1 protein-coding gene is annotated in these 926 nt (G+C 64.3%); it reads left to right on the forward strand.

Translation table 11 applies throughout. From position 1 onward, the window contains the following. Positions 1-926 (forward strand): UxaA family hydrolase (locus tag AWB81_RS43550; RefSeq protein ID WP_062644788.1); only part of this gene is annotated, 926 nt, incomplete at both ends.

A 926-nucleotide genomic window follows, 5' to 3' on the forward strand; every position in this document is an offset into this window, starting at 1 on the left:
ATGGCGCTGCCGCATCCGTACGGCCGCCTGCAGTTCGGCGCCGACCTCGACCTGCACTTCCGCACGCTGATCGGCGCGGGCAGCAACCCGAACGTGGCTGCGGTCGTCGTGATCGGCATCGAGGAAGGCTGGACCAAGCGCGTCGTCGACGGCATCGCGAAGTCGGGCAAGCCGGTGATGGGCTTCGGCATCGAACTGCACGGCGATCACGACACGATCATGCGCGCCTCCAAAGCTGCCAAGGAGATGGTGCAATACGCGACCTCGCTCGACCGCGAAGAATGTCCGCTGAGCGACCTGTGGGTCTCGACGAAATGCGGCGAGTCGGACACGACCTCCGGCTGCGGCGCGAACCCGACCGTCGGCAATGCGTTCGACAAGCTGTATGGACACGGCACGACGCTCGTGTTCGGTGAGACCTCGGAACTTACGGGCGGCGAACAGATCGTCGCGGCCCGCTGCGCGAACGACGCCGTGCGGGAGCGCTTCAACTTCATGTTCGACCGCTATCAGGACATGATCAACCGCTGGAAGACCGACGACCTGTCGGAATCGCAGCCGACCAAGGGCAACATCGCGGGCGGCCTGACGACGATTGAAGAGAAGGCGCTGGGCAACATCCAGAAGATCGGCAAGAAGTGCATGGTCGATGGCGTGCTCGACAAGGCCGAAACTCCGACGCACCCGGGCCTGTGGTTCATGGACTCGTCATCGGCGGCGGCCGAGATGGTGACGCTGTGCGCGGCATCGGGCTTCGCGGTGCACTTCTTCCCGACCGGTCAGGGCAATGTGATCGGCAATGCGCTCGTGCCGGTCATCAAGATTTGCGCGAACCCGCGTACGGTGCGCACGATGAGCGAACATATCGACGTCGACGTCTCGGGCATCCTGCAGCGCGAACAGAATCTCGACCAGTCCGGCGACCG

The organism is Caballeronia arationis (genome assembly GCF_001544975.2).
Taxonomy (GTDB): domain Bacteria; phylum Pseudomonadota; class Gammaproteobacteria; order Burkholderiales; family Burkholderiaceae; genus Caballeronia; species Caballeronia arationis.